General features: G+C 53.8%; 1 tRNA gene and 1 rRNA gene. Both read right to left on the bottom strand.

Annotated elements, in window-relative coordinates:
* Window positions 1-5 precede the first annotated feature (5 nt).
* A tRNA-Ile gene (locus FWJ25_RS19055) sits at window positions 6-82 on the bottom strand.
* Between the two features lie 88 nt (window positions 83-170).
* A 16S ribosomal RNA gene (locus tag FWJ25_RS19050) occupies window positions 171-1,710 on the bottom strand.
* Window positions 1,711-1,908 lie beyond the last annotated feature (198 nt).

Below are 1,908 nucleotides of genomic sequence, written 5' to 3'. Positions count from 1 at the left end.
AATTCTGGTGGGTCTGGGTGGACTTGAACCACCGACCTCACCCTTATCAGGGGTGCGCTCTAACCACCTGAGCTACAGACCCAATGGTACGGGCCTGAYAGACCCTATGCTCTCTTTATTAGCCAACCAAGTAATTCGTGTGGACTCTGACCGAGGATCTCGGCTTCGTTTAAGGAGGTGATCCAGCCGCAGGTTCCCCTACGGCTACCTTGTTACGACTTCACCCCAGTCATGAACCACACCGTGGTGATCGTCCTCCCGAAGGTTAGACTAACCACTTCTGGTGCAATCCACTCCCATGGTGTGACGGGCGGTGTGTACAAGGCCCGGGAACGTATTCACCGCGACATTCTGATTCGCGATTACTAGCGATTCCGACTTCACGCAGTCGAGTTGCAGACTGCGATCCGGACTACGATACGTTTTGTGAGATTGGCTCCCCCTCGCGGGTTTGCAGCCCTCTGTACGTACCATTGTAGCACGTGTGTAGCCCTGGCCGTAAGGGCCATGATGACCTGACGTCATCCCCACCTTCCTCCGGTTTGTCACCGGCAGTCTCCCTAGAGTTCTCAGCCGAACTGCTAGCAACTAGGGATAGGGGTTGCGCTCGTTACGGGACTTAACCCAACATCTCACGACACGAGCTGACGACGGCCATGCAGCACCTGTCACTGCGTTCCCGAAGGCACCAATCTATCTCTAGAAAGTTCGCAGGATGTCAAGGCCAGGTAAGGTTCTTCGCGTTGCGTCGAATTAAACCACATGCTCCACCGCTTGTGCGGGCCCCCGTCAATTCATTTGAGTTTTAACCTTGCGGCCGTACTCCCCAGGCGGTCTACTTAGTGCGTTAGCTGCGCCACTAAGACTTCAAGAGTCCCAACGGCTAGTAGACATCGTTTACGGCGTGGACTACCAGGGTATCTAATCCTGTTTGCTCCCCACGCTTTCGCACCTCAGTGTCAGTGTTGGTCCAGGTAGCCGCCTTCGCCACTGGTGTTCCTTCCTATATCTACGCATTTCACCGCTACACAGGAAATTCCACTACCCTCTACCACACTCTAGCCTGACAGTTCGAAATGCCGTTCCCAGGTTAAGCCCRGGGCTTTCACATCTCGCTTATCAAACCACCTACGCGCGCTTTACGCCCAGTAATTCCGATTAACGCTTGCACCCTCCGTATTACCGCGGCTGCTGGCACGGAGTTAGCCGGTGCTTCTTCTGYAAGTAACGTCAATCCTTGCCGATATTAGCGACAAGGCCTTCCTCCTTACTGAAAGTGCTTTACAACCCGAAAGCCTTCTTCACACACGCGGCATGGCTGGATCAGGGTTGCCCCCATTGTCCAATATTCCCCACTGCTGCCTCCCGTAGGAGTTCGGGCCGTGTCTCAGTCCCGATGTGGCTGATCATCCTCTCAGACCAGCTACGGATCGTCGCCTTGGTGAGCCTTTACCCCACCAACTAGCTAATCCGACTTAGGCTCATCCAATAGCGCAAGGTCCGAAGATCCCCTGCTTTCTCCCGTAGGACGTATGCGGTATTAATCCGGGTTTCCCCGGGCTATCCCCCACTACTGGGCAGATTCCTAAGCATTACTCACCCGTCCGCCGCTCGTCAGCGGRGTGCAAGCACCCCCTGTTACCGCTCGACTTGCATGTGTTAAGCCTGCCGCCAGCGTTCAATCTGAGCCATGATCAAACTCTTCAGTTTAAATCATACAAGAACCCGAAAGTTCTTAATTCTTGCTCAAGACAAAACTCAATTTCGACGAGTCGCTGTCTCGATATTTCGTGYCCGAAATACCCCAGTCAGCGCCCACACGAATTACTTGGTTAACTTTTTAAAGAGCGTTGAGCCTCTGCTCAATCAAGGCCGCGTATTCTACATCGAATCCCGACCTTGTCAACC

Source organism: Marinobacter salinexigens (genome assembly GCF_008370345.1).
Lineage (GTDB): Bacteria > Pseudomonadota > Gammaproteobacteria > Pseudomonadales > Oleiphilaceae > Marinobacter > Marinobacter salinexigens.
Note: the sequence above shows the minus strand (reverse complement) of the source record. Positions and strands in the feature narration are given on the sequence as shown.